This window comes from Microcoleus sp. S13_B4, from assembly GCF_036700885.1.
Lineage (GTDB): Bacteria > Cyanobacteriota > Cyanobacteriia > Cyanobacteriales > Microcoleaceae > Microcoleus.
This window is the reverse complement of record NZ_JAUBPU010000037.1, coordinates 26847-49771: the sequence shown is the minus strand read 5'-3', so window position 1 is coordinate 49771 and position 22925 is coordinate 26847. Positions and strand designations below refer to the sequence as shown.

The 22925-nt window shown below is 50.9% G+C and carries 11 protein-coding genes; 10 read left to right on the top strand and 1 reads right to left on the bottom strand.

Features of this window, described 5'->3' with window-relative positions; translation table 11 throughout:
- Positions 1 to 402: 402 nt before the first annotated feature.
- From QT994_RS18525 to tilS, 4 genes are all read left to right on the top strand, one after another.
- Positions 403 to 4620: a CHAT domain-containing protein gene (locus tag QT994_RS18525; RefSeq protein ID WP_333176879.1), complete on the top strand. Its 4218-nt coding sequence runs from the start codon at positions 403 to 405 to the stop codon at positions 4618 to 4620.
- Positions 4621 to 4764: 144 nt separating this feature from the next.
- Complete coding sequence (ccsB, locus tag QT994_RS18520; RefSeq protein WP_333176876.1) at positions 4765 to 5835, top strand: c-type cytochrome biogenesis protein CcsB; 1071 nt, start codon at positions 4765 to 4767, stop codon at positions 5833 to 5835.
- A 209-nt stretch (positions 5836 to 6044) separates the two neighbouring features.
- The gene (locus QT994_RS18515) at positions 6045 to 6470 is read left to right on the top strand and encodes a KGK domain-containing protein (protein ID WP_333049381.1); all 426 of its coding nucleotides are present in this window, start codon (positions 6045 to 6047) and stop codon (positions 6468 to 6470) included.
- 127 nt (positions 6471 to 6597) lie between these two features.
- The gene (gene tilS, locus QT994_RS18510; protein WP_333176873.1) at positions 6598 to 7743 is read left to right on the top strand and encodes a tRNA lysidine(34) synthetase TilS; all 1146 of its coding nucleotides are present in this window, start codon (positions 6598 to 6600) and stop codon (positions 7741 to 7743) included.
- Here the strand turns inward: tilS and hmpF are convergent.
- The gene (hmpF, locus tag QT994_RS18505; RefSeq protein WP_333176870.1) at positions 7740 to 9485 is read right to left on the bottom strand and encodes a pilus motility taxis protein HmpF; all 1746 of its coding nucleotides are present in this window, start codon (positions 9483 to 9485) and stop codon (positions 7740 to 7742) included. The two genes, tilS and hmpF, sit on opposite strands and share 4 nt — an antisense overlap.
- A 597-nt stretch (positions 9486 to 10082) precedes the next feature.
- On the opposite strand from hmpF, the gene QT994_RS18500 reads away from it, so the two are divergent.
- The 6 genes from QT994_RS18500 to QT994_RS18475 all read left to right on the top strand — a co-directional run bounded on the left by QT994_RS18500 (position 10083) and on the right by QT994_RS18475 (position 22750).
- Entirely contained in the window at positions 10083 to 10502 is a 420-nt protein-coding gene (locus tag QT994_RS18500) for a hypothetical protein (protein WP_333176867.1), read from the top strand.
- A 225-nt stretch (positions 10503 to 10727) separates the two neighbouring features.
- Positions 10728 to 11966, top strand: a complete 1239-nt coding sequence (locus QT994_RS18495) for a response regulator (protein WP_333176865.1) — start codon at positions 10728 to 10730, stop codon at positions 11964 to 11966.
- A 682-nt stretch (positions 11967 to 12648) separates the two neighbouring features.
- Complete coding sequence (locus QT994_RS18490) at positions 12649 to 13182, top strand: chemotaxis protein CheW (RefSeq protein WP_190661936.1); 534 nt, start codon at positions 12649 to 12651, stop codon at positions 13180 to 13182.
- A 147-nt stretch (positions 13183 to 13329) separates the two neighbouring features.
- Entirely contained in the window at positions 13330 to 16425 is a 3096-nt protein-coding gene (locus tag QT994_RS18485; RefSeq protein WP_333176862.1) for a methyl-accepting chemotaxis protein, read from the top strand.
- A 142-nt stretch (positions 16426 to 16567) separates the two neighbouring features.
- A complete protein-coding gene (locus tag QT994_RS18480; RefSeq protein WP_333176860.1) occupies positions 16568 to 17386 on the top strand; it encodes an HNH endonuclease in 819 nt (272 codons plus the stop codon).
- 51 nt (positions 17387 to 17437) lie between these two features.
- On the top strand, positions 17438 to 22750 hold the full coding sequence (locus QT994_RS18475; protein WP_445243922.1) for a response regulator: 5313 nt from the start codon (positions 17438 to 17440) through the stop codon (positions 22748 to 22750).
- The last annotated feature ends 175 nt before the right edge of the window (positions 22751 to 22925 follow it).

Here is a 22925-nt window from a genome sequence, read left to right as displayed (position 1 = left end):
ATTTTTTTTACGTGGATTTTTCCCGGTCAGTTATGGGCGCAAAAGCCGATTTTTTAAACGGCCATACTTCCTTCAAACTCTCACTAATGTAAAAAAAACGGTTTCTAGGGGTCGGAGTGCGTCTAGGAAAGCCAGTTTTTTTATATGTCATCCGGAAGATACAGATTCTAGGCATTGCGAGTTATACTTACATTGTGCAGAAGATACGCTCGGGGAATTGCAAATGCAGAGGAAAATTTTACAGGGAAATTTTCCTCATTGAGTCGGGAAAGTGAGTCTGGAACGCACTTGCAGTCCGAAACCCGGTAGCTTCATAAATATACAGTCTTTAACTCCCCATTGTCAGACAAACTAGGTTTGTTTACCTAATTTTTCTGTATATATTTTACCCATTAAAAATCTATGAAAACCGCCAAAAATATTCAAATAAAGGCTAAATTGCTGTCCAAAAAAAGAATAAGCAAACTGGCACTTTCTCTGCCAATTATCTTAATAAATCTTTACTTTTTGCAAGCAAAAGCCGAAGGTCAAACCATTGTTCCAGCGGCAGAGGGAACGAACACAACAGTCACTCCCGCAGCGCAAAACGGAACTCCTGGGCAGCCAACTCGCTTCGATATTCAAGGCGGACAATTATCGAGCGATAAACAAAATCTATTCCACAGCTTTAAAGAATTCGGATTGTCGGAAAATCAGATTGCAAACTTTATATCAAACCCCAACATTCGCAACATTTTAGCGGGCATAGGCGGCGGTAAACCATCGATTATTAACGGCTTAATTCAAGTAACCGGCGGCAATTCTAACTTGTTTCTGATGAATCCATCCGGCATCATATTTGGTAACAGTGCCAGCTTAAACGTGCCTGCTTCTTTCACAGCAACCACCGCCACCGCTATTGGATTTGGTTCAAACTCGTTTAACGCTGTCGGTAGTAGCACTTACACATCTCTCACAGGCGCACCCAATTCCTTTACTTTTGGGGCAGATCAAGCCGGGGCAATTATCAGCACGGCAGACTTAGCAGTTAAGTCAGGGCAGAACTTAACCTTGCTCGGCGGCACCGTTGTCAGCACCGGCAGCGTTTCGGCCCCAGGCGGTCAAATTACCGTAGCATCAGTCTCCGGGACAAATTTAGTGCAGATCCGTCAGCGAGGCAATTTGCTGAGTTTGGAAATCGAGCCGCCCTCAGCGACGACTAGCACTGGAACAACGGTAACAGCTTCGGCATTGCCGATCGCCTTGCCCGAACTGCTTACAGGCATTGGTGAAAAAAACGCTACAGGCCTCAGCGTCAATGCCAGCGGTCAAGTGGTACTCACGGCCTCTAACCGAGTAGTAGCTGCGGGGGACGTTGCGCTAAAAGATGCAAACGCTCAGGCGATCGCCATTCAAGCAGCCAACAGCATTGCAGTCAGCGGAAACCTGACAAGTTCTCAAGGCGGCGCGATCGCCCTAGAAGCTAAGGGCGACATTAGCACTGTCGATATCGACTCCCACTCGGACACCACCGCAGGCGGCAACATCACCGTCACCAGCCGTACAGGAAAAGTAGAAACAGGCAATATCAACGCAAGGTCGATCGACAAAAACAGCAACGCCGGAGACGTTAGTATTGCAGCACCCTCAAGCAGCATTCAAACAGGGTTCATAGACGCCAACTCCGAAGAAAAAAAAGGCGGCCAAGTTACCCTTAACGGCCGCAACGACATCGAAGTAACCCGTATCAACACCGAAGGCCGAACAGGCGGAGGAAATATTGACATTACAGCCGGCCGTTATTTCCGAGCTACAGGCACTTTCACAAACGATAACCACTGCTTGTCGCAAGCTTGCAGCATTTCCGCATCCACCACTGGTAGCGCGAATGGTGGAGATATCACCATTCGCCACGGTGGCGAAGCCTCGAACACTCCTTTTGCCGTCGGGCCCGACTATAACAAACTCAACGGTACTGCTGGCAGCATTGCCACTGGGGGTCCAAAGAAGGAAAATGTGATTACACAGGGAAGTTATTTCAGCCCCAACCCTCAGATAGTACAGCCGACGCAAATTAACATTACGGCTTCTTCAGTATCGCCAACTCCGACACCAACTCCCGCGCCGACACCCGCGCCGACACCAGCACCGACACCAGCACCGACACCAGCACCGACACCCGCGCCGACACCAGCACCGACACCCGCGCCCGCACCCGCACCAGCACCGACACCAGCGCCCGCACCCGCACCAGCGCCGACACCCGCACCCGCACCCGCACCAGCGCCGACACCCGCACCCGCACCCGCACCAGCGCCGACACCAGCGCCGACACCCGCACCCGCACCCGCAGCAGCGCCTGCACCATCACCTATATTTGCACCTGTACCCGCGCCGACGCCCGAACCAACTCAAACACCCGCACCAGTACCAGCACCAACACCAGCACCAACACCAGTACCAACACCAGCACCCGCACCGGCGCCTGCACCTGCACCTGCACCTGCACCTGTACCTATATTTGCACCTGTACCCCCGCCGACGCCGGAACCAGCACCAGCACCCGCTCCGACACCGACACCGGAACCAGCACCAGCACCCGCACCAGCACCTTTACAAACACTAACGCCGGAACCAGCGCCCGCACCAGCGCCGGCACCAGCACCAGCCCCAGCACCAGCACCAGTGGCAGTGGCAGCGCCCGCACTAGCACCAGCGGCAGTGGCAGCGCCCGCACCAGCGCCGACACCAGCACCAGCACCAGCGCCCGCACCAGTGGCAGTGGCAGCGCCCGCACCAGCGCCGACGCCAGCGCCTGTAGCCAATTTGCCGATCGCACCGACAATTACTCCAAATCCAGCGCCGATATCCAATTTGCAGCCGATCGCACCAACAATTACTCCAAATCCAGCACCGGTATCTAATTTGCAGCCGATCGCACCGACAATTACTCCAAATCCAGCACCGGTATCTAATTTGCAGCCGATCTCACCGACAATTACTCCAAATCCAGCGCCGATATCCAATTTGCAGCCGATCTCACCGACAATTACTCCAAATCCAGCACCGGTATCAAATTTGCAGCCGATCTCACCGACAATTACTCCAAATCCAGCACCGGTATCAAATTTGCAGCCGATCTCACCGACAATTACTCCAAATCTAGCGGTTGCGCCTGCTGCTGCTGCGATAAATCTCGCACCGATACCGACACCGGAGCTCTCAGCCAACCAGCCACCCAGCACAAATCGTTTATTTTCCCCCAGCTTGCAACAGCAAAACCAGATATCTAATTCCTTGCAACAGCGCAATTCACCTCCCGCGTCTCCGAATCTTGAGGCTTCCAAGTTGCCCACCAACCTCGGCGCCGTTATTTTTCCCGTAGAGGAGAGATTCACCAGGGAGTTTGCCGATTACCTAAATTTGCCATCAACAAATGCGATCGCCACCCTAGAAGATGCCCAAAATACCCTTCGCGGTGTCCAACAAGCCACAGGCATCAAACCAGCTCTCATTTATATCAGCTTTGTACCCAGGGGTTCTACAGTCGATCAACCTTACAGCAGTTCGTCCATCTTGCGCGTAGAACAGCAAATTCAAGCCTCTGACGAACTGGAAATGATGGTGATCACCCCGGAAGGTGCGCCCGTTCGCCAGCGCATCCCTGGAACCTCTCGCGCCCAGGTAATGGAAGCTGTTCGGAAATTTCGCGATGAACTGACTAATCCGGTAAAGCGCAACACTAAAAGTTATTTGCCCTTAGCTCAGCAACTCTACCAGTGGATGGTAGCGCCGCTGGAAGCAGAACTGCAAGCCAAAGGCATTGAGAATTTATCTTTTATCTCAGATATGGGGTTGCGATCGATACCAATGGGCGCCCTGCACGACGGCAAAGGCTTTCTGGTAGAGCGTTACAGTGTTGGCTCGATGCCGAGTCTGAGTTTGACAGATACCAGCCCCGCCAATTTCAAAAATACCCAAGTTCTGGCCATGGGGGCGTCGCAATTTACCGATATGAGTCCTTTACCTGCGGTGGAAATAGAAGTATCGACAATCACGCCGCAGCAGTGGCCGGGTAAGTCTTTCTTGAATGAAGCTTTCACCCTGGCTAATTTGAAATCGCAGCGCCAGCAGCAGCCTTTTGGGATGATTCACTTGGCTACTCACGCGGAATTTCGATCGGGAGCTCCTAGCGAATCCTTTATTCAGTTGTGGGATACTAAACTGCGTTTGGATCAGTTGCGGCAAATGGGATGGCACAACCCGCAAGTTGAAATGTTAGTTCTGAGCGCTTGCAGGACTGCTGTGGGCGATCGAGAAGCCGAGTTAGGCTTTGGCGGGTTAGCCGTGCAAGCCGGGGTTAAATCGGCTATGGCCACTCTCTGGTATGTCAGCGACGAGGGCAGTTTGGGATTGATGGCGGAGTTTTACGGGCAGTTAAAAACTGCTCCGATTAAAGCAGAAGCACTGCGGCAAGCGCAATTAGCGATGTTGCGCCAAGAGGTGCGAATTGAAGGGGGAATGCTGCACACTTCTGTCGGCAATCTGCCGTTACCCCCGGAATTGGCAAACATGACGAGTCAGAATTTCTCTCATCCTTATTATTGGTCTGCTTTTAGAATGATTGGCAATCCTTGGTGAGTCGATCGCCCACTCGCACCTCAACAACCGCCAACCACTCATAATTGCCACAAAAATTCAAAATCCCAAACCCAAAACTGCCCAACCCCAGTACGATCGATCTAGTTAGCAAAAATAAGTAAAAACATTACCGGAGTAATTTTTATGAATCTGGTCGTACTTCAGAACTGGCTGGACAACATCTCCTTTGCCGTTTTGTTCTCCACAATGCTCATTTACTGGGTTGGCGCAGCTTTCCCCGGCATTCCCTACCTGTCGGCCCTAGGAACCGCAGGAATGGCAGTCGCCAACCTATCCATCGCCGCTTTACTCGGTTCTCGATGGATAGAAGCCGGCTACTTCCCCTTAAGCAATCTCTACGAATCCCTATTTTTCCTCGTTTGGGGAATCACCGCCATCCACCTAGTCGCGGAAAACATGAGCCGTTCCCGCTTAGTAGGTGTAGCCACATCCCCCGTAGCAATGGCAATATCCGCCTTTGCAGCCCTGACTCTGCCCGCAACCATGCAATCTGCAGAGCCCCTAGTACCCGCTCTCAAATCAAACTGGCTGATGATGCACGTTAGCGTCATGATGCTCAGTTACTCAACTTTAATGGTAGGAGCGTTACTGGCGATCGCCTTTTTAATCGTCACCCGCGGCCAAAAAATCGAACTCACCGGTAGTTCCTTCGGCACCAACAGCAACCGCAACAGCAAATACCGCCTCCAACGCCCTCAAAACCCCGAACCTCAAATTGCAGAAACCAGCGCCGACAGCCCATTAGTTTTCAGCGAACCCTCTTTCAACTCCAACAATAATGGTTTGGGCACCACCGCACTCCTCGAATTAGCCACAGTTCAAACCCCATCAACCGCCCCAACTCAGACCGCAGAACTTCTCTCGCCCCAGCGATTGAATCTAGCAGAAACTCTGGATAACATTAGCTATCGCATCATCGGTTTAGGATTCCCCTTACTGACAGTTGGCATTATTGCCGGTGCGGTTTGGGCTAACGAAGCTTGGGGATCTTACTGGAGTTGGGACCCGAAAGAAACTTGGGCACTAATTACTTGGTTGGTGTTTGCTGCCTACCTGCACGCCCGCATTACTCGTGGCTGGCAGGGAAGACGCCCAGCAATTTTAGCAGCCACAGGTTTTGTGGTAGTTTGGATTTGCTATCTAGGCGTTAATCTGTTAGGCAAAGGTTTACATTCCTACGGTTGGTTTTTCTAATTCCTGATCCACCAATGGGCGACAGAAGAAGAGCATAAGTCAAAGAATAGGGATTAATATCATCTCCGGTTGTAGGGTGGGCAATTCCCACCTTACTCAACCAGGGAGGCTGTAAACTTTTATCCTCTCGAACCTCGAACCTGAACATCCATCCGTTAAATCCCGTACACTACTCGTTGTCGAGCTTAATTAAAATAAGGACAATTGATATGGACGAATCGCCAATAATTCCCCAAGAAGACGATGTTTTGTCTGCCCCTACTAGCGCTTTGATGTATCAATGTACATTCAAAGTCAGCGAATTTATGGCCATTATGCAGTCAAAATTGGTAGACGAAAAATTATTCTCAGACGGTCTCGATTGCGATCTATTAAGTGCTGGCAAAGACTGGAGAAAGGGAAAACTTAGGATGCGTCTGGAGTTTATTCCGCTCGAACCTGAAATCAAAGAACAAAAAGCCCTTCCTGCCGCTGCCGAAATATCAGACACCGTGCAAAACTACGCTGTAGATAGCTCAAATCAAACCGCTATAGATGAGCCATTAAATCAACGTGACTCAACAGAAATAAATAATCATTTTCCTATCTCTAGGTATCCAGACCGCGACCCCCAAAGTATAGGAATGTGGAGCTAGGAAGGCAAAGACTGAGAGATTGGGAGAGGGGGATGATTCCCCTTCTTTGCTCAAAATCCATCGGTTAAATCCCGGACACTGCTCGTTTTCTAGCTTCCTTATTTTTGCTTAATGAAAAACTGCTCTCATGGCTGAATCTTCCAATTGGACGCACCTGCACGCTCAAGTTCACAGGACGCTGTTGTACCGACAAATATTGCCATCAAATCAGCGCTTGCTAGTAGCAGTATCCGGCGGACAAGATTCTCTGTGTTTAATTAAATTACTGCTAGATTTGCAGCCAAAATGGGGGTGGAACCTAGCGATTGTTCACTGCGATCATCGTTGGCGTTCTGACTCGCAAGCGTCGGCAAACCATGTAGAACAATTAGCTAGAAACTGGGGAATATCCTACTATTTGGAAACAGCCTCCGACATCCCCAAAACAGAAGCAGCCGCTAGACAGTGGCGATATCAAGCTTTAACCGAAATTGCGATCGCCCACAACTACCCCTACATTGTTACAGGCCACACAGCCAGCGATCGCGCCGAAACACTACTCTACAACCTGATTCGCGGCAGTGGCGCCGACGGACTTTCTGCCCTCACCTGGACACGGCCTCTGGCCGATTTTCGATTGCCGATTTTAGATTTTAGATTGGGGAATTCCGGCGAAAATCCCAACTCCCAAATATCTGACGATTTTAGATTGGAAAATCAGGATGAAAATTCCCAATTGAAAATCCCAAATCTAAAATCTAAAATCTCTTTAGTTCGTCCCTTGCTCGAAATAACTCGATCGCAAACAGGTCTATTTTGTCAAGAGCAAAAACTACCAATTTGGGAAGATTCCACAAATCAAGACTTGCAATACAGTCGCAACCGGATTCGATCGGAATTATTGCCTTATTTGGAAACTCATTTCAACCCAAAAGCCCAACAAGCGCTAGCTCAAACAGCCGAACTCCTCCGCGCCGACGTAGAATATCTCGAACTTGCAGCCAGCGACTTGCTACAGCGAGCAATGTCTCCAATGGCAGATAATTCGCAGGTGAATTTTCAACTTCCCGTGAAGTTAAATCGCCCAATTTTGCGCGAAGCACCCCTGGCATTGCAGCGACGGGCAATGCGCCAACTACTGCAACAAATATTGCCGTCAGCACCAAGCTATGAAAGCGTAGAAAAACTAACGAGCTTAATCGTAGCGCCCAACCGATCGCAAACCGATCCATTTCCTGGAGGAGCGATCGGCCGAGTTGAACACCCTTCGATAATTTTAGATATTAAATTTTAACCTGTTATCAAACCCGAAAGGACTTGCTGCAAATCAGAAACTACCCGATTTTGCTCCTCTCCAGTCTCCTGCACGCGATCGAGTTCCCCCCCCACCGCTTCCAGCTTTTGGCGCAGCCCCTTCAAATTGTCCTGCACCGGCTGCAACATTTCTTGATAAACATTCACCCTACCCCACAGTTCCGCCACTGCACCTTTCTGGTTGAACAAATTCTGCTCTAACTGCTTGAGTTCGTAGCGTTTCGCCTCACTTTCCCCATTTTGGCGGTTGACATTTGCCTCAATTTGGGATATTGCCTCCCGCACCTGCTGAATTTCGTTTTCCAGTCTTTGCAATTCTTGGCTTTGCTGCTGCCGCTGAGTATTGAGCTGTGCGACGATCGGGCCCAAATCAATATCTCCTCCCTCTTGTTTTGGAGCATTAGCAGTACCCAGCCGTCGCCACAGCACCGCCTGATGCTGCTTCAAAACATCTTCCCGTTCCTGCAACCGGAGGCGCTGTCCCACCAGAGTTTCGTTTAACATCTGGTAACTTTCGAGTTCGTCTGCCATTTCATTTTCCAAAGCCATGCGATCGTACTCGCTAGCAGCTTGAATTTTCCCTTGCAGCTCCTCAATTGTCTCCCGCTGCAGAGTCAACTCCTCCTCTTGATCGTTAACAAAGCGGAACACCTTTTCCAAATCCTGTTGCAGGTGTTGCACCAGCCCCTGCAGCTCCTCAACCGGCATCTTCTCCAGGGCTGAAACATCTACTCTCTGCTCAGTAACCGCACCACCCGAAGCAGATGCGAGCCTGGAAAGTTGTTGGTACAGATCCTCAACAGCCCGTACCTGCAAAGACACCGACTGAGCCTGCTCCTGCTTAGCGCTGAGGGTACTTTGTTGCCCTTTAAGATCCGCCCGAGCTTGCGCCAAAGCATCTTGAGATTGATACCACTCCTGCCAGCGGTTTTGGAGGCTCTGATTTTGTCGATCGACCTCTTCTTGCTGCTGTTGAGCGTTTGCCCGTTTTTGCTCCAACTGCTGCCAGTGCTGATCCAGAATTGCTTGCTGGGCCCCCAGCGCACCAAAAGACTGATTCAGTTGTTCGCGCACCCCTTGGGCCGAAGCAATTGCCCCTCCCAGCTTCTGCATCAACTCCTGAATCCTCTGGGTCTGCTGCTCATCAACCACCGCCCCCTGCTGAACCTGAGACTGCTGCTGGGCCACCCGTTGCTGCTCGCCCCGCAACTGTTCCCAAGCCGTCTCAATTTCCACGCGACTGCGATCGACTTCTTCTCGCAGTCGGTTAGCTTCATCTCGAGTATTTTCAATTTCCGAGCGCTGAGCCTCCAGCCGCTCCAACTCCTCTTCCATTTGAGCCAACTGCTCTTCGCGGGCTTGCATTTCCATTTCCCGGCGATTGAGTTCCTGACTCGAAAAGGTCAGAGAAGCCTTCCACTGTTCAATTTCCTCTTCCTTGTCCTTAAACTTGTCCTGCAAGCGCGAGAAATTTTGCAGAATGCTCACCAACTGGCGGGCAGCCTCCTGAATCCGCTGCACTTGCTTGCTAGCGCTCAACTCCACCAGCACCAGCGTGCCGTCGTTAAACTTATTAGCTTCCTCAACTGGGATCGCGTCATCGCCTGGGACGGCGCTCCAATTGTGTTCGCCCCGCTGACAAGCTAGCAGTTTCAGTTCAGCCTTACCGCCACCGAGACCAAAGCCGCTTCTCTGTTTTTGTACTTCCGCTAGATACAGCACACTAATAGTCCTCTGCTTCGTAAAACCTATCCCAACTTACTTTAAGCTACTTAAAGGTCTAAAAGATAAGTGGTGTTTACTTCCTACACTGTTGGGTAGACGGCTAATCCCAATATAAGTAGGCTATCCCCCTTAAGCCAAAGGTTCTCAACTAAAGAGAACACTGGGTGTGATCAGTAGTCAACTTACCTAAGTCCAATTACCTAAAGTAAATAATTATAGGCAAGGAAGGATAACTTTTTGCCAATTAAGTCTTACTCTTTGGTGTCTTTTGCCCAATCCGGGGATAGCATTTTTTCCTAACTATAGCACTGCCTCACGCATAGCACTGCCTCACGGGAGAGCGTCCAGAAAGCACGGCCGCCGCCCTTCTGGACAAATGAGAGAGCAGTATCAATGCCGCTTGATTAAAGACTAGCAAAACTGCGGGGACTGCCATAGGCCCAAGCGGAAAAAGGTCAGTCCGTCAAAAACTTTCTATTGATTGTACCAGGCTTTAGTGGCCGCTCGATCGTCAAAAAAGCCTTCGCTGCCCCCAAGCGAGTACCATCCTCCAGCGGACTAGGGATTTGAACCGTGCTGCCTTAGAATAGGGTAATGACGCGAGCCTATGACGATCGCCGCGGGCGAGCAAAAAGGTCGATCGGCAGTGAGGGTTTTCCTGACAATTGCCAACAAAGGTTCATTTTGACTGCACCTGATTTTAGGGCTGTGGCAAACCCACAAAAAACCTCGATCGCAACTCATCCAACCCAACAGACTAGCCTCAAGTTCCCATGGGGGCTCGATCGGCACTTGCTGCTGGTAGCAGCGGTAAAACCAGAGAATCCTCGGTATTTTAAAGTTGACCTACGCCAAGATGTGTTGGAGAAACTGACGGCATACTCAGCCAAAAACTTCAAAACTTTGGCGATCGAAGACTTGAACCAGTCGGGAATGCCAGCGTTGCACACTCGAAGAACCCGTGCAATCGTGCAATGTGGATTCTACGAGTTTAGGCAACAGTGGGAATACTAAGGTGAAACTCTACACTTAGAGAATGCCGCGAGTTTCGCGGTTTCAGCTTGTGGACTGGTAGCGCGGCCGAGGAGCGGCAGCAAGTATTGCCCTTTCGTCAATTCCCAATTGTGAGATCGGCATCAGCGCGTAATTTATTGATGAAAACTAAAGTCAATCTTTTCGCCAGCCCACAGTCTTTCCGAGCTCAGACGCCAACGGTTTTAAGGAGGACACTTTAGCTGCATGCAGGGAAATTTGAGTGAAATAGACATCCGCAGCATCCTGCAATTGATTGAGTTAGGTCAGCGAACCGGAGAACTGTTCGTAGAGGCCTACACCTCCACCGGCAGCAGCACAGGTACTCAACCTACCCCGCGCTCCCTTGCAGGACAATCCTGGTATGTCTTCTGCTTCAACGGTCAGATTATTTACGCTACCCAGAGTGCGGGTAGTTTGTTTCGGTTGCGCGACTACCTGCGCCGCTACAAAGCAGATACCGCCCTCGACAAAATTCAAGTTCCCTATATGGCATCTACCAATGCCCCAGAATACGGCTACCTGTGGGCCCTGCTAGAAAACCACATCCTCACCCCAGCTCAAGGGCGCAACATCATCCACAGCATGATCCACGAAACCCTATTTGACTTGCTGAGTCTCCACCAGGGTTCCTTCACTTTTGAAATGGGCCCAGCTTTGGCTCCTCAACTAACTAGCTTAGAAATTAGCTCGCTGCTGGCCAAGATTGTCAAACAGGTGCAGCAGTGGAAGCAGTTTCACCCTCACATTCAGTCGCCCAACCAATGCCCGGTGATTTCCGATCCCTCCGAGCTGCGAGTCGCGCTGCCTGTCAATACCTTTAATACTCTCAGACGCTGGGCCGACGGGCACACTTCGATCCGCCAAATGGCGCGCTACCTCAACCGAGACGTGCTGACTGTCGCTAAGGCGATTTACCCATTTGTGCAGCAGGGATTGGTGCAAGTATTTTACGAACCTTCTGTTGCCCCGACCAACAACAAAAAAGAATGGTCGTCCCCAGAAACCAAGGTTCCCAGAGTTGTCTGTATTGACGACGACAATATTATTCGCAAAACAGTCGAGTCAATTTTAAATGAACACGGTTACGAAGCTACTACGATCGGGAATCCCCTCCAAGCCCTGAGTTTGGTGTTTCCACTAAAACCCGATTTAATTCTTTGTGACATCGCCATGCCGGAACTCGACGGCTACGAAATTTGCGCGATGCTGCGTAGTTCTAGCGCTTTCCGGCAAACGCCGATCGTTATGCTGACGGGCATCGACGGCTTTATTGATCGCGTTAAAGCCCGCATGGCAGGAGCTACAGACTTTTACACCAAACCTTTTGGTGAAAGCGAGTTATTGATGCTGGTAGAAAAATATGTGGGCCCGGGCTACCCTCGGGTCAATCTCTCGCAAAGATTATTAGACCGCTCGCTAGAAGACCAATTAGAAGAAAAATAAATTTCGCACCCATGCCCTGATGGGAGGTTTTTTGTACCTGCGGTTAGATCAAGTCTCGGCGCCACAAAGAGAAAACTGGGGGTACTATTGGCGATCGCACCATAAACTAGAATGTATTAATCCGCGCGCTGGCCTAAGGGCGTCGGTAAAACTCTGTTGAATTTCTAGGCCCAAGTGGGTCTAACACGCTCAAAGTGCAAATATAATATACTTGTTCTCCACTTGCAGCCGCTCCGAAAAACTGATGCACAGAGCTACTTATTCCTAGGTATTTCTGTACAAAGTCAGAGAGTCCAATTCTCAGTCTTAAGTGACTCCGTTCATGATTGTCGCGACACCAGCCATGTCAACAACTCCTCGCTAATCCGAGTATCGGTTTAGCATTCATCACAGAAATTACCCAGAGTTTTACCACTTGAGACGGCGGTGGGAGTACAAAGTGAAGCTTTAGGGGTTTCAAATTAATTGTTCGTAGTCGATTTGAGCTAATTGGCCAGCAAAGGTCGCGCGAATTTATTGATGGCAGTCAATTATTGACGGAGCAAATTTATTGCCAAGGACCTCCGGCAGTCGCGCCATTCACCCCTTGGCTGTGTCAAGTTTCGACCCTCGAAGTTTCGATCGGGTTATTCTTGGCGGGAAACCTCAACAATTTGCTAGAAATGCAGGTGTCAGAATTATGATTAGCGGTAGCCCAGACTTTATATTACCAGGACTAGGTGTAGATCCGGCTCCGGAATTCCAAGAACTAGAAACTCCCGAAGGCGAGCTGCACCTGCGGTTCTACGTTCCTTCGGGGAACGAGTTCGCACTGCCAGCGACAGGGATTAGAGAGGTACTATCCCCTTCCCCAGACCGCATGACACCGATCCCCAACGTTTCCTCTTTGCTTTTAGGTACGCTAAATATGAGAGGACGAGTGATTTGGGTGGCAGACCTCGGCCAATTTCTGGGAGACCAAACACCTCTGAACACAGATAGACCCGAAATCCCGATCGTGGCTGTGGAAGACCAAGACACGATTTTGGGGCTGGCAGTCGATCGAATTGTGGGGATGGACTGGCTCGACGTAGAGCAACTGCACTCTCAGAACAATGCACCAGACGGCATGATTCCATTTCTGAGGGGAGAATGGATGTTAGGTGCACAAGCTCAGAAAGTGCTCCGACTGCTAGATCAAGTGAAAATTCTGCGCTCGGCGCGGTGGGCAGCGTGAAATCGATTTTAGATTTGCGATTTGCGATTTTCGATTGGGGTCTAACCATCAACAGTCACACGACTTGAGGCGCGCATCTAAACATTCAATTCAAGATAAAAATCAAAAATCTCAAATCTAAAATCTAAAATCCAAAGAGGGCGGCAAATGGCAACAAGTACCAACTTTCAGCAGGACTACCAACGGGCAGAAGCGGCCTACATGGATGGCAATTATTCAGAAGCCGCAGCCCTAGTTTATCAATTAGTAGAAGATTTTCCCGAAGACCCCAGCGCTCGCCTGCTGTGCGGACACATTTACTGCTACGGACTGCAACAGTATGAGGTGGCGCGGGAACAGTACACGGTTGTGCTAGGCCTGAGTGACGACCCGAGTTTGGTGGAACACGCTCACAACGGAATTACCTACACAGACCAATTTTTATCTGGAGAACTGCAAACAGAAAATTTCGAGGCTTTGTCTGCTGAAACTGAATTAGAATTCTACCCCGACTTATCTCTTGATGAAGGCTTAGAAGACCCGGATTTGGGACTTTTTCAAGGAAATTCCCCATCCCTTTCCTATAGAAGTCAATCCCCAGACGACATGGAAAACGAGGACTTGGCAGACTTGGGGATGAGTGGCTTGGGGTGGGAAGCAGAAGACGACGATCACCCAGGCTTAGTCCCAGATTTAGCCTCACATTCTAACCCGTTTGGTGGCGACAGCGGCGGAATGGCAGCTTATGCTGAGACCTCCGACTCCCTAGACGACATAGACGAGTTTGCCGACTCGGACTTTGGAGACCCTTTTGCCTTAGATGATGGAGGGTTTGAGGCGGCTGACGTGTCTAGCAGCAAAGTGTCTGGGAAAAGCGCACCTTACTCAGGAGATTCGTTTTCAGAAGCTCCGACTCAGATGCTCAACGGTCAAAGTTTTGCCTCTTCAGAAACCGGGAATTCCTTCGACTCGAACCAACTAGACTCCCCCATCGGGCCCTCGGACAATTTTGGCGAACCTTTTGCTGCGCTCGATTTGCCAGACGAATTCGACGATAACTCCGACTACGACTACCAATCCCCGCCCCAGACTGGCCAAAATCACGGTCATAACGCACCTGGGGTCGAAGAGGAAGACCCCTTTGCCGAGGCGATGCCCTCGCCGGGTTTCGGGTCTTCTCGACCTCAAAATAAACAGCCGAATAACGGGTCGAACTACTCGTCAAACTATTCGCTGGCGGAAGACGAAACGCTGTTGATGGGAGGTGCGGTTCCTAACTCTCAAAGTCAAAGGTCGAGCCGGGGACAATTTAATTCAGTCGATCCAGCTTCCGCCAACAGCAACGGTTACAGCGACTCAGAACCCCCGGCATTTGGCTCTAGAGACAACTTCGAGTTAGATGCTTTTGAAGACGACGCTTTTAGCGATTCTTTCTCTTTCGACGAAAACGAACAAGCGACAGCTTTCGGAGCGTCCGACAAGAACAACAGCGCCTGGTCATCAAAAACTGGGAACGCTCAAGTACACAGCGACTTTTTAGACGAATTTGACGAATTTGACGATTTGGGGAATTTGCCGGACTTTGATATCTCAGAAGATGCCACGAGTTCGATCTTGACTAGAGGTAACACCAATTTCGGCAACTCGACCAGCGGCATGATGGGAACAACAGGCAGTAGCCTGGACTTTGACAACAGCGATGGCTCAGCAATTCGGGATGACGAGATATTTAGCATCAACGGCCCGGCTGATGCGTCGGTGCCGAATTTTTCTCCCACCGAAACAGAAGCGCTCGATACTTCGGTCACGGTAGAACAGGGGGGACTGGCTTTCTTGGAAAATGCCCCTTTGTTTACAAAACAGTTGTATACGGCAATCGGGGCAGGACTGGTTTCTTTGGTAGCTGTGGCTTTCGTCACCAACATTGCTTCCTATCAAGCTCTGCGGCAAGACAAACCGGAGGCGATCGTTTACCTGCGCCAAACAGGCTGGGTAATGACCGCAGCCGCAGGCATTACCAGCTTTTTAACCTCTTGGGGCATCGGTCAGTTGATCGCCAAGCAGGTACGCCAGTCGTCGGACAATTTGCAAGCTCAGTTCGATGCCGTATCTCAAGGAGCTTTGGACGCTCGCGCTACGGTTTACTCGGAAGATGAATTTGGCAAAATGGCTGCTAAATTCAACCACATGGCGAAGGTCATCCAAACCACGATTAGCGATACCAGGCGCAAGTCTGACGAGCAGGAACAGGCAAAAGAAGACTTGCAGCGCCAAGTGATTCGCTTGCTAGACGACGTGGAAGGAGCGGCCCGGGGTGACTTGACGGTGACTGCGGAAGTGACAGCAGACGTTTTGGGTGCTGTTGCTGACTCGTTTAACTTGACAATTCAAAATCTGCGCGAAATCGTCCATCAGGTGAAGCAGGCGGCTCGGGAGGTCAGCAAAGGCGCTACGGATAGTGCTAAGTTTGCGGGCGATTTGTCTTCCGACGCACTGCGGCAAGCTGAGGAACTGGCGGCAACGCTGAATTCGGTGCAAGTCCTCACCGATGCCATTCAGCGGGTCGCAGAGAGCGCTAGAGAGGCGGAAGAAGTGGCCCGGGGCGCGGCGGCAACGGCTCTGAAAGGGGGCGAGGCTGTGGAGCGGACGGTGGCCGGGATTTTGGAAATTCGAGAAACAGTAGCAGAAACCACGAGAAAAGTCAAGAGGCTGGCGGAAGCTTCTCAAGAAATTTCTAAGATTGTGGCTTTAATTGCGACGATCGCCTCCCGGACGAATTTGTTGGCCCTCAACGCCAGTATTGAGGCGGCGAGAGCTGGGGAAGCGGGCAGGGGTTTTGCGATCGTGGCAGATGAGGTGCGACAATTGGCAGACCGATCGGCTAAGTCTTTGAAAGAAATCGAACAGATCGTGATGCAAATTCAAAGCGAAACCGGCGCGGTAATGACGGCGATGGAAGAAGGGACGCAGCAGGTTATTGAGGGGACAAGATTGGCAGAACAGGCGAAGCGATCGCTTGAAGATATCATTCAAGTAACTAACCGAATTGACGTGTTAGTGCGATCGATTACTGCCGACACTGTAGAGCAAAACGAAACCGCTCGCGCCGTGGCCTCGGTGATGCAAGCAGTGGAATTAACTGCTCAGGAAACCTCCCAAGAAGCGCAGCGAGTTTCGGGTGCTTTGCAAAACTTGGTGGGCGTTGCTCGCGACCTTTTGACATCGGTGGAAAGATTCCGAGTAGAAACAGCAGAAAGACAATAGTCAATTGTCTAATGCTTTTTTTGCGGGCTGATTTACAAGCACGTTAGTCGGGCAATGATGGCAGACAAAAAGCAACCTCGCAGTCTTCAAACCCCCTGCGGGGCTGCCAATCCAACACCTAAATAAAGTAGGAGTTGCACAGATGGACGATAACATAGTAGAGGTAATACCGGGCATCTTTGGTGAAGTTCAGCCGACGGGCTGTATTATCTCTAGCCTAGCCAAAAATAGCAGGGGTTATGCCACCAAAAGACTTCGGATTAACGGCGAATGGAAAAGTTTAACAGTCCACCGTTTAGTATTAGAACATTCATTAGGTCGGCAGATTAGACCTGAATACTTTGCTTGCCACACTTGCGATGTCCGCAACTGCATTAACCCTAACCATTTGTGGGAAGGTTCTCGGCTGGAAAATTCTCAAGATAGGTTTAAAAAAGGACGTATTAAAGATGTCGGAAGTACATCGGCGCCGACACCTCAAAAACAACTGCGAGGCATAGAAATAATTCCCGGTATTCTGGCCCAAATACAGTCGAACGGCTGCATGATTTGTACCTTGGCTAAAAGAAGTGATGGTTACTCGGTGAAAACTATCAAGATTAACGGGAAAAATCAAAGTTTCTATCCCCACAGACTGGTACTGGAACACAAACTGGGAAGGCCTGTTAAACCCGGTTATTTTGCGTGCCACAGTTGCGACGATCGCGGTTGTGTCAATCCTGACCATTTGTGGGAAGGAACTCCCGCAGATAACTCTCGCGATGCCATAGAGAAAAACCGCTTTCCTTTCGTTCCAGGTAAGATATGTCCTAACCGCAAACTCAAACCCGAACAAGTGCGGGAGATTCGCTATCTTTTAAGTGAGGGCATATCGAAAACAAAAATAGCCAGGATATTTGCGATATCTCGCAGTCAGATTATTCTCTTGGCAAGGGGCGAGATCTACAAAGAGCTTCTCTAGAACTACTAACATAGACCCAATACAATAACGCTTAAAATCAGGAATAAAACTATGCTGCCGGAGCAACAACAAAGGATAATGGGCTACTTTATTGAGGAGGCAAAAGACCACCTCAATACGATCGAACAAGGCTTGCTGAATCTGCAAACCACGATCGAAGACCCAGAACTGGTCAACGAAGTATTTAGGGCCGCTCACTCTGTCAAAGGAGGAGCAGCAATGCTGGGACTGACCAGCATTCAGCAAACAGCTCACCGACTAGAAGATAGTTTTAAAGTTTTAAAAGAGTGCAGCGTTAAAGTAGACCAACAGCTAGAGTCCCTTTTTCTGCGAATATTTGACACATTGCAAGGGCTGTTAGAGCAACTGTCGGGGCCTTTTGGACTGACAGAAGAATTGGGAGAACAGATGGTTCGAGAATTAGAACCAGTATTTGAAGAACTCAACGGGCACTTGGGGGGACTCGTCGGATACGGAGAACACCATGCAGACGAGAGCTACGCGATGCCAGTACCCGAACCAGTTATGGCGGGGATGGGAGTCGGGGCGTTTGCCTCATCAAGGAGTTTTCCCGATTCGCGGTCAGTTTACGCACCTGATGCCAGAGCCACAGAAGACAGCGCGCTGCTGCTAGTATTTGACTCAGACGTGCCGGCGAGGATGCGGGAACTCCTGCAAGAGTTCAAACAGCCAGAGGGGCCAGAAAGCAGGCGGCAACTCAAGAACATTTGTCGGAACTTGCTCAGGGCAGGGGAAGAATTTGAACTGCCCTGCTGGATAGAATTGATCAAAGCTGTATCCAAGGCGATCGCCAACCCAGAAAATACTTACCGTACCTTAGCCCCAACGGTGATCAAAGACATCAAACAAGCGCAAGAACTGGTAATTTCTGGTCTAGAATCGTCGATCGCACCAAGCGCAAAACTTCTGGCGCTGCTGCCGGCTGTTCTGGTTCCAGAAACGGATTTTGAAGATTTGCTGGCCTTCGCTCAACCGAGTAAATCCGGGACAAAGGTGGTTTCTGTTGAGGATGAGGCCTGGGATCTGGTGGGTTCGGGCGATACCCCGGATGGATTGAACAAGTTGCTGCCGACTATTTCTGGAATGAGTATAGACGAGCTGTTCGACCAACTCGACAGCGGCGACAGCAACGATGACAGTGGCCTTCGATCCGCCCAGTTCGACGAGGATTCCGCCTTCGCAGAATCGGATATGGAGACGGGTGCTTTTAGAGGCTCAACCCGCACCGGCCCGGAAGTGGGCGCGGCAGAACTCAACACTTTAGCTGACTTGTTTGACGGCGAGTCCCCGGATCTCGACGGTGCTTGGGAAGAAGAAGAAGAACTCGACTATGCACAGTCTTCTGGGATATCGGCGGGAATGCTGGGATCAGACGATGATGACAATTCCGGCGATTTTACTGATTTGTTGTTTGACGAATACGATGCCGAAAGTTCCGAAACGAACACGAAGCCTCCGATTGATGATCTGACGAGTTTGTTTGGGGAGGATTTGTTGTTTGGAGAGGAGGCAGAGGGCTCGGCAGTAGCTGCCGGTCAGAAAAATGGGGGTTCGAGCCAGCGGTTAACTCGCAAACAGCTTAAAACGGGTAACGGTAGGGGCGGCTTGGAGCGGCGTGAGGGCACGGTGACCCCAGCTAGGGGACAAGCGGACGAAGATGCTCTCGGTACGCTTTTGGACGAAGTGGCTGCCCAAACTTCTGCTGGTGGTACGGACGATAGTGATTTCGATAACTTGTTCGGCGATTTAGGCTTATCAGAGGCAGCGGATGTGCCGGCACTGTCTTCGGAGTATTCCCTGAAGTCGGAGGCTTTCGACGGAGAATCGAAGGAGCTGGCAGCAGGGGGGGGCAATAATGATTCAGGGGATGCCGAAGCGCATGCTCTCCCTGAAATGGATGATTTCGAGTTGTTCTCTGAGGTTGGCGAGGACTCGGATTTGAGCGAGCTGTTGGGGATTACTTCTAGTTTCCTTTCTTCAGAAGACGAAGGCGGGGAGAACGGGGGCGATCAAGATATAGCTGCGGGCATCGCACAAAATGAGGAAATGGGCAGCGTTTTTAACATGACATCAAATTCTGATTTAGATCTCTCTGCGGATGGAAACTGGCTAGAAGATGCTTTCGGCCTGGAAGACGAGTCTGTGCAATCGGTCAACCTAGAGCTGGACGATACCGATTTAGATGCCCTGTTTGGGGATATGACTTCGGGTTCGATTTCTGAGGATGAGCAGACTGTGCGGGATCGCCAAGGAGTGGCTACTTCCCGAGAAGCCGCTGATTTGACTGAGCTGTTCGGTTCTGTACCTACGGGTACTGAGTATGATGGGCAAGCTTCGGGGCAAGCCCGTGGGGGTTGGCCCAATGATGGGGATTCAGAATTGCTGAGTGCGGGTGTGGGATTGGAGGAGGGCGACTTGGGGAGTTTGTTCGAGAACAATGCGGAGGCTGTTTCCGACAACGGCTGGGCAAATTCGGCAGAGGTTGAACTTGCGGCTGTGTCCGATGATCGTCCTGATTCGGAAATTTCAAGTGTCGAGTCTGATGAGGGCGCAGTTTTCGACTTTTTGGAGGATATGTTTGCCGAAGGCATGGTGCAGCAGCCCGATGCTGTAGCGGCGGGAGATGAGGGCGCGGCTGATGATGAGAAAGAATTGTCAGCCCAGCCTCCCGAAAGTTTGTTCGATGAGGTGGGTGCGGATTTGTTCGATCGAGCCGCAACAGATGGCGCCGGGGAGTCGGAGGGCGAAGATGATTTGTTTGATGCCCTAGAAACAGATTTTTCGAGTGCGGATTTAGAGGCGCTGCCGACAGAATCTCTCGATGGTATGTTTGAGGGCGATGCTGACTTGCTCTCGGCGATGGAAACCGGGGCTACTCTCAACAACGAAGAGTTAGAGGGTTTTGACGATTTGTTGGATTCGATCGATGCTGAGGTTCTGGTGACTTCGGAACTGACGACGGGCTTTTGGGACGCTGAGGACGAGTCGGCCCAGGCCGATTCCTCGGAGTTGGAAGAGGGGTCGCTGGCAGACTTTTTTGCCGAGGGCGAATCAGGCGATGAGGATGCCGAAGGTAATTTTGACGATTTAGAAGCACTGTTAATTGCAGGGGGTGCTGGAGCTGTCATAGCAGCTTCTGGAAGTACAAATCAGAGTCCGGTAAATACAGAAGTTTTCTCGGATCTCGAAGAGCTACTCAGCGAGAGCGCAACTATGCCGGAAATTCCTGCACCGACGACAACTGCTAGTAAAGCTCCGCGCACTGCCTCCGAGGAGAGCGACGACGAATTTGGCGATTTGGAAAAACTGCTGGAAGATCCCAAAGACAGCGGCCGCCAAGGGGAAGGCAATATCGGGCCGTCGGCGATCAACAGACCCAGGCGCAATGCCCGCGCGGGCGGGTTCGGCGACCAAACGATGCGGGTACCGATCAAGCAACTGGATAACCTCAGCAATTTGATGGGGGAACTGGTGGTAAACCGCAACAGTTTGGAGCAAGACCAAGAACGGATGCGACAGTTTTTGGACAATTTGCTGCACCAGGTAGCGCTGCTGAGCGATGTGAGCCAGCGGACTCAGGATTTCTACGAGCGGAGTCTTTTGGAGATTGCTTTGCTGGCAAACCGTCAGGGACATCGATCGGCCTGGCGCTCCGAGGATTCCGCCCACACCCGGGAAAGTGCCTGGAGACCAGAGGAAATGGACAGGTTTACTCCTTTCCACAGTTTGGCTCAGGAGATTATCGAGCTGATCGTGCGGGTGCGGGAGTCGGCGGCGGACATTGAGTTTTTGGTGGATGAGGCGGATCAGGTGACTCGCCAACTGCGGCAAGTTACGACTCAACTGCAAGAAGGTTTGACTCGCGCCCGGATGAAGCCGTTTGCGGAGACGACGGACAGGCTGTTCCGGGCGGTGCGGGAAATTGCGATTAAGTGCGGGAAGCAGGCTCAGTTGCAGGTTGAGGGTAAGGATATTTTGATCGACAAGATGATTGTGGATCAACTGTATGACCCGATGACTCATTTGGTGAACAATGCGATTACTCACGGGATCGAACCGCCGGAGGTGCGTCTGGCGGCTGGGAAGCCTGCTGTCGGCAGGATTACGATTCGCGCTTTCCACCAAGGGAACCAAACCGTGGTTTCGGTTTCTGACGACGGGGCGGGAATTGACCCGCAAAGGGTGAAGGCGAAGGCGATTAAGCAGGGTATGCTGACGGCGGCTCAGGCTCAGAGGATGTCTCGCTCGGAAGTTTACGATTTGCTGTTTATGCCGGGTTTCAGCACTCAGGAACAGGCGACGGAGTATGCCGGCCGGGGGGTCGGTATGAATGTGGTGCAGACTTCCTTGCAGGAGATTCGAGGTACTGTGTCGATCGATTCAACGATCGGCAAAGGGACTGTGTTTACGATCCGTTTACCTCTGGTGTTGAGCATTTCTAAGGCTCTGACTTGCATTAGCGATCGAGCTCGCATTGCTTTCCCGATGGATGGGGTCGAGGATATGATCGATGTCCCTCGCGATCAGGTGACGACGGGGGCGGACGGTTTGCCTTGCATTGAGTGGCGGGGTCAAAGCTTGCCGTTCCGGCCGCTGCGGGATTTGCTGGCTTACAACCGCCATTTGGGCCGAGGCAGTGTTTACGGGTTTAATACTGACGATGACATGATTTCGGTGATCGTGCTGCGGTCTGCGGGCAATTTCTTGGCGGTGCAGGTGGATCAGGTTTCGACGGAACAGGAAATTGTGATCAAGCCGTTGGAGGGGCCGGTGCCGAAGCCGATCGGGATTGCTGGGGCCACAGTGCTCGGGGACGGTCGGATCGTGGCGATTGCAGACGTTCTGGAACTGATCGATTTGGCTACGGGAAGGCTGCGGAAGGACACTGGCGGTACGCTTTGGGATGAGACCGAGAGGGCTACTAAGGAGGCGGAAATCGAGAAGACTGAGCCGACTGTGCTGATTGTGGATGACTCGATTACGGTGCGATCGCTATTGTCGATTACTTTCGAGAAGTCTGGCTATCGTGTAGAAGAAGCTCGCGACGGTAAGGAAGCTTGGGAAAAGATGAAATCTGGTTTGCCTTGCGATATCGTTTTCTGCGATATTGAAATGCCGAGAATGGACGGTTTGGAACTACTTTCTCGGATGCAGAAGGATGCGGTTTTGTGTGAATTGCCGATCGCGATGTTGACTTCTCGCGGTGCTGACAGACACCGCCAAATGGCTTACAGTTTGGGCGCGAAAGGTTATTTCACTAAGCCTTATTTGGAGGAGCAATTGCTTGATGCTGCTTCTCGGATGTTGAAAGGTGAGGTTGTTGGTGCTCCGGTTGGTGTCTAATTTGTAAATCGGCTTTTATCTGCCGTTGAAAAATGCAAATTTCTTAACCGCAGATGAAAATGGATTGACACAGATTAACGCAGATAATTTCTAATTTATCTGCGTTAATCTGTGTTTATCTGCCTATATCTGCGGTTAACAAACGGAATTTCTTAACCGCAGATGAAAATGGATT